Source organism: Mesorhizobium sp. M7A.F.Ca.CA.003.01.2.1 (assembly GCF_003998945.1).
Classification (GTDB): Bacteria; Pseudomonadota; Alphaproteobacteria; order Rhizobiales; family Rhizobiaceae; genus Mesorhizobium; species Mesorhizobium ciceri.
On record NZ_RZRA01000285.1, the window covers coordinates 1 to 5,915 of the forward strand.

Sequence of the window (5,915 nt, forward strand, 5' to 3'; positions counted from 1 at the left end):
ATGCGTTGGCGACATGGCTCCAAAACTCATTTGTATACAAATAAAATAAAGAAGGCCTGCCGGGCGGTTCGCGCGGCAGGCCTTCAGCACATAGTACACACGATCTACTTTGCTCCAGCCCAGGATCCGATGCCATTGCGAGTACCGGTCTTGGTGTCGGAAGCCTCAGGCCAGCCGATATCCTTCTGCAGTTCGATCGGCAAGGAACGGATGGCGCGCTCGGTCTGGTAGCGGGCGCGTGCCGCGCTGAATTCGGTCGCGATGCGACCAAGAGACGACAGGATAGACATTTCTTTCTCCTTTGGTGGCTGGCGGGTGCCAGACAGCGCGTTGGTTACGTCGGGTTTGTTTCAACTTCATTTCGTGTCGAATGCAGGTCTGTGTCGGGGTCGTTTCATGGCTGCTTGTGGCAGCTGCCTCATTCGATGGAGTTGACTATCCTCCCAATCTGATGTTCAATCAAACGAAATGGAGTGATGTTTTGTATCAGAAAAATTGAAGGTCGGTTGCCATGAACGCCCCGCTCAATCATCCGCTGCCACTGCTCGATCTCGACGTTTTGCGCACTTTCGTGGCGATTGCCGAGACCGGCAGCTTCACCACCGCCGCCAATGCCGTCTTTCGCACGCCTTCGGCCGTCTCCATGCAGATCAAGAAGCTGGAGGACATTCTCGGCCGCTCCGTGTTCGCGCGCGACGCCCGCTCGGTGTCGCTGACCACGGACGGCGAGATGCTGCTCGGCTATGCCCGCCGGCTGCTGTCGATCAACCGCGAGGTGGTGTCGAAGTTCATCATTCCCGAGATTGTCGGTGTCGTGCGGCTTGGTTCGCCGGACGATTACGGCGAGCGCGTGCTGCCGCATGTGCTGAAGCGTTTCGCGCAGTCGCATCCGTCGATCGCCGTCGACGTCACCATCGACCAGAGCAGCAATCTGCGCCGGCGCATGGACGACCGGGCGCTCGACATCACGCTGCTGACCAATTCCTACAAGACCAGCGCGCTCGGCGCCGAGGTGCTGCTGACCGAGCCGATCGTCTGGGCTGGCGCCAAGGGCGGCTGCGCGCATCTGCGCGAGCCGCTGCCGGTGTCGCTTTGGGAAGAGGGCTGCGCCTGGCGCGCCGGAGCGCTCGATGCGCTTGGCCGCGAGGGCCGCAACTACCGCATCGCCTATATGAGCGCGCACACGGCCGGCCAGCGCGCCGCGATCATGTCCGATCTCGCCGTGGCGCCGCTGCCGAAGTCGTTTCTCGGCAACGACATGGTCGAACTCTGCCCGAAGGACGGCATGCCCGACATCGGCACCTACAATCTGGCGATGGTGGTGGCGCCGGACGCCAGCGCGCCGGTCAAGGCCGTCGCCGACCACATCCGCGCGACCTTCGAAGTGTTCCGGGAAACCGGCAAGTTCTGACCGGCTGGTAAGGACGACAATATAGAGCTACTCCGCCGCTTCGGCGGGGCGCTGTTCAGGCCTTAGTCTCGTGTCTTGCACGATCCGGCTCTCCCCGAGAAATTCGACGATGCGCTCGCGGGCGCGCCGGGCCTCCGGCATGTCGATCAGCGGCCAGACGTGGAACATGCCTTCCTCATAGACAAGATCGATTTCAACGCCGGCGGCGCGGGCTTTTTCCGCGAAGATCAGATTGTCGGGCGTCAAAAGATCGCGCGAGCCAGTCAAAAGCAGTGTTCTTGGCAGCACTGACAGATCTCCATAGACCGGGCTGATATGCCAGTCGCTGGGATCGATGCCGGCACTGTACAGACGAATCGCCTCTCGTCCGCCAGCTATGCCCAGCCAAGGGTCGTTGCGTTCCGCCTCGAACACTGCGGGATTGGTGAGCGACACGTCGAGACCCGGCGAAATGAGCACATGTCGTGACGGCAGGGACAGTCCTTCTTCGGCGGCCATCATGGTCAGCACCACAGCCATGTTGCCGCCGGCGGAATCGCCCATGAAGACGATGTCCTCGGCCTCCGTCTCGGCGAGCATCTGCCGGTAAACATCGCCAACCATCCCGAACATGGCGTGGAAATCATGTTCGGGGGCAATTGGATAGATCGGCACCGTGATTGCGTAGCCCAACCGATCCGCCATGTCGGCAATCAGGTGCCAATGATAGGGCGTGATTTCAAAGACATAGGCGCCGCCGTGCAAGTAGAGAATCCGCTTCTGTTCGCCGGACTTGGGTGGGATTTCGTATACGGGGAAGCCACCGACCGTATGCATCTCGATATCGAGACGCTGGTGTAGCGAGGCGGGCGGCCGGTGGTTCTCGGTCTTGCGCGCGGCCGCGATCCAGCGCTGCAGATTTTCCGGACTGGCAAATGCCTGCTTACGGCTGTGCCGCAAGACAAAAGACACGACATGGCTTTTCAAACTTGGCATGCGGATACACGAACTTCGGCCAAAGCCGACTAAGAGAACCCCCTAAATCGAAAGATTGTGCCGTGGCTGAAAATGTCAAGATTTGCGCCCGCGTCTACACGGCGGTTTGATCCGCGCCGCAGTGGTCAGCGACGCGGTAAAAGTGCGGCTCGCAGCCGGTTGCTGGTGGTCGCCGGGGACATGCGAGGTTCCCGGCGCATGCCGAGCAATTTGCATTTCTCGGCGAAGGTCATCAGCGCGCGGCGCTCCAGATAGCGTTGCTGAGGGATGCCCTTTCACTGGATCGCGGCGACACCGGCCAGCCGATGTCCTTCTGGATTTCGGGCGGCAGGCTGTTCAGCAGGCGCCGCGCCTTGCTGCGGTCATGGGCTTGTCTGATGGCGGTGCCATAGCGGCTCAGGCTTTCGAGCATTGACATCGTTGTCTCCCCTGGAGCGTTGCGGCGGCTGAAAGATATTTCCTGCCTGCCGTTCGATGCCGGTTGAATGCGCCTGCCATGTATCTGGCGAATTTCACGAAAACAGCGTTTTGGTTTCCGGATCAGACGATCCGGAAACATTTGCATGCAAATGAGTTTCGAAAGGTGTTGGCGGGGGCGGGCCGCTTATTCCCGTCCACGCCTCCGCCCCTCGTGGCCTTCGCGCGAACGCCGGCGCGGAGCGGCGTCGCCGGCAACGCCATCCTCGCTGACCGTCTTGCGCGGCGGCAGTTTCACCGCTGCCGACAGTTTCGGGAACGGATCGACCTTGTTGGGCAGCGCCATGGCGTAGACGAAATGCTCCTGGAATTTCGGTTCCAGCGCCGTCTCGATCTTCTCGATCTTGCTGACCGTGTCCTCGATCTCGCGGCGGTAGCCGCGATTGAGCAGCGCCATGCGCGCGCCGGCACCGGCGGCGTTGCCGACCGCCGAGACCTTGTCGAGGTCGCAATCCGGGATCAGGCCCAGCACCATGGCGTATTTCGGATCGATGAAGGAGCCGAAGGCGCCGGCGAAATGGATGCGGTCGACATGCTCGGTGTTCTGCTTTTCCATCAACAGCTTGGTGCCGGCATAAAGCGCTGCCTTGGCAAGCTGGATGGCGCGCACATCGGTCTGGGTGATGGTGATCTTCGGCCCATCTTCCGTCAATGCGGCGGAGCCGTCCTTCAGCACATAGGAGAAGGTGCGGCCGTTGGCCGTAACGCGCGGCGAGCGCGCCGAAAGCCCGCCGTCGATGACGCCGTCCTCGGAAATGATGCCGGCGAGATACATCTCCGCCACCACTTCGATGATGCCGGAGCCGCAGATGCCGGTGACGCCGGTCGCCTGGACGCTTTCCAGGAAGCCCGGCTCGTCGGACCACAGTTCAGAGCCGATGACGCGGTATTTCGGTTCAAGCGTATCGGGATCGATGCGTACGCGTTCGATGGCGCCGGGCGCTGCTCGCTGGCCGCCGGAGATTTCGGCGCCCTCGAAGGCAGGGCCGGTGGGCGAGGAGGCCGCAACCACCCGCTGGCGATTGCCGAGCACGATCTCGGCATTGGTGCCGACATCGACGATCAGCATCATCTCGTCCTGGCGATGCGGGCCTTCCGACAGCGTCACCGCCGCCGCATCCGCACCGACATGCCCGGCGATGCAAGGCAGCATGTAGAGCCTGGCGCCCTGGTTAAGCTTCAGGCCGATGTCGGATGCCTTGATATGCACCGCACCTGAGACAGCCAGCGCAAAGGGCGCGCCGCCAAGCTCGGTCGGATCGATGCCGAGGAACAGATGGTGCATGATCGGATTGCCGACGAAGACGCTGTCCAGGATGTCGTTGCGCTGGACATTGCCTTCGGCGCAGACCTTGTCGACGAGACCCGAGATCGCCTCCCGCACGGCGACCGTCATGCCCTCGCGGCCGTCCGGGTTCATCATCACATAGGAGACGCGGCTCATCAGATCCTCGCCGAAGCGGATCTGCGGGTTCGAGGTGCCCGACGAGGCGGCGACGCGGCCCGACAGCAGCGACACCAGATGCATGGCGATGGTGGTCGAGCCGATATCGCAGGCCAGCCCATAGGCTTCGTTCTTGAGGCCGGGCCAAAGTGCTACGACGCGCGCTGTCTCAGAGTCGGCATCCTTGTAGATGGCGGCGGTCGCGGTCCAGTTGCCCTTGCGCAGGATGCCTTGCACCTGCGGCAGCAGATAAAAATCGAAATCGAGGCTTTTCAAACCCCAATCGTGCATCAGCGCGATCTTCAGCCGGTCGAGATCACCAAGCGGCTTGTGCATGTCGGGTTCTTCGATCTCGACATAGCACATGCGGATCGCCGCATCGCGGGCGATGACCCTGGTGTCGGCATCCTTGCGGATGGTCTGCGCGTTGATGACCGTATCCTGCGGCACGTCGATGACGAGGTCGCCGAGGATTTGCGCCGAGCAGGAGAGGCGACGCCGTTCGGGTAGGCCGCGGACGCGCTCATAGCGCTCTTCCTTGGCGCCCTTGGGCGTGATGTGGTCGTTGGACGAAATGATCTTGTGCTTGGCGAAATTGCCTTCCTGCACTTCGATCTGGCAACGCCCGCAAGTGGCGCGTCCGCCGCACACACTTTCGACATAGACGCCGAGCTGGCGCGCGGCGTCTAGCACGGGTGTTCCAACAGGAAACCGCCCGCGCTTGCCCGACGGCATGAACAGCACGAGCGGGTCGGTGATGTTTGCAGGTGAATTCACGATTGCGCGCTTATCCTCGGCCCATCCGGGCTTCACGGCCGCCACGGCGGCGACCGCCATTGCCGGCGCCGTCGCCCGGCGCATTGACTTGCGTCGGGGCGGCAACGGCCTGGCCGCCTTCGGCCGGCTTGTAATCCTTGTAGGTGCGGATCCAGTTGGTGCAGTTCTCGTCGGTGCCGTTCAGCACATTGGCGCCGCGCACGGCTTCCATTTCCTGCGGCCGCACCGGGTTCATGATGGCCGAGGTCATGCCGGCGCCGATCACCATCGGGATGAAGGCGGCGTTGATGCCGTGGCGATGCGGCAGGCCGAAAGAGATGTTGGACAGGCCGCAGGTGGTGTTGACCTTGAGTTCTTCACGCAGACGACGCAGCAGCGCGAAGACCTGGCGGCCGGCATCGCCCAGCGCGCCGATCGGCATCACCAGCGGGTCGACGACGACGTCATGCGCCGGAATGCCGAAATCGGCGCAGCGCTCGACGATCTTCTTGGCGACGGCGAAACGCACGTCCGGGTCCATCGAAATGCCGGTCTCGTCGTTGGAGATGGCGACGACCGGCACGTTGTACTTCTTGACCAGCGGCAGGATGGCTTCGAGCTTTTCTTCCTCGCCGGTGACGGAGTTGACCAGCGGGCGGCCCTTGGCAACCTTGAGTGCGGCTTCGATCGCGGCGGTGACGGAACTGTCGATCGACAGCGGCAGGTCGACCAGCCCTTGCACGATCTCCAGCGTCTGCACCAAAAGGCCGGGTTCGGTCTCGTTCGGATTGACCGAGGTGACGCCGGCGTTGACGTCGAGCATGGTGGCGCCACAGGCTGCCTGCTCCAATG

At 62.5% G+C, this 5,915-nt stretch carries 6 protein-coding genes; 1 reads left to right on the forward strand and 5 read right to left on the reverse strand.

The annotated features are described in order from the left end of the window. Nucleotides 1-104 precede the first annotated feature (104 nt). A complete protein-coding gene (locus EN969_RS13785; protein ID WP_013531162.1) occupies nucleotides 105-290 on the reverse strand; it encodes a hypothetical protein in 186 nt (61 codons plus the stop codon). A 221-nt stretch (nucleotides 291-511) separates the two neighbouring features. Here EN969_RS13785 and EN969_RS13790 point away from each other — a divergent pair, with 221 nt between their 5' ends. Continuing rightward, nucleotides 512-1,411: a LysR substrate-binding domain-containing protein gene (locus tag EN969_RS13790; protein ID WP_013531163.1), complete on the forward strand. Its 900-nt coding sequence runs from the start codon at nucleotides 512-514 to the stop codon at nucleotides 1,409-1,411. 27 nt (nucleotides 1,412-1,438) lie between these two features. On the opposite strand, the gene EN969_RS13795 is transcribed toward EN969_RS13790, so the two are convergent. The 4 genes from EN969_RS13795 to EN969_RS13810 form a co-directional block, all read right to left on the reverse strand. Then, the gene (locus EN969_RS13795) at nucleotides 1,439-2,386 is read right to left on the reverse strand and encodes an alpha/beta hydrolase (RefSeq protein ID WP_024501316.1); all 948 of its coding nucleotides are present in this window, start codon (nucleotides 2,384-2,386) and stop codon (nucleotides 1,439-1,441) included. Between the two features lie 232 nt (nucleotides 2,387-2,618). Then, on the reverse strand, nucleotides 2,619-2,804 hold the full coding sequence (locus EN969_RS13800; RefSeq protein ID WP_027160508.1) for a hypothetical protein: 186 nt from the start codon (nucleotides 2,802-2,804) through the stop codon (nucleotides 2,619-2,621). Nucleotides 2,805-2,990: 186 nt separating this feature from the next. Then, on the reverse strand, nucleotides 2,991-5,144 hold the full coding sequence (locus EN969_RS13805) for an ASKHA domain-containing protein (RefSeq protein ID WP_063168205.1): 2,154 nt from the start codon (nucleotides 5,142-5,144) through the stop codon (nucleotides 2,991-2,993). Beyond that, nucleotides 5,095-5,915, reverse strand: an 821-nt coding sequence (locus EN969_RS13810) for a dihydropteroate synthase (RefSeq protein ID WP_127419184.1), incomplete at its 5' end; no start/stop codon positions are given. The genes EN969_RS13810 and EN969_RS13805, both read right to left, overlap by 50 nt.

Coding starts and splice junctions, on each gene's coding strand:
- EN969_RS13785 (WP_013531162.1), bottom strand. CDS start 290: ATGTCTATCCTGTCGTCTCTTGGTCGCATCGCGACCGAATTCAGCGCG.
- EN969_RS13800 (WP_027160508.1), bottom strand. CDS start 2,804: ATGTCAATGCTCGAAAGCCTGAGCCGCTATGGCACCGCCATCAGACAA.
- EN969_RS13795 (WP_024501316.1), bottom strand. CDS start 2,386: ATGCCAAGTTTGAAAAGCCATGTCGTGTCTTTTGTCTTGCGGCACAGC.
- EN969_RS13805 (WP_063168205.1), bottom strand. CDS start 5,144: ATGGCGGTCGCCGCCGTGGCGGCCGTGAAGCCCGGATGGGCCGAGGAT.
- EN969_RS13790 (WP_013531163.1), top strand. CDS start 512: ATGAACGCCCCGCTCAATCATCCGCTGCCACTGCTCGATCTCGACGTT.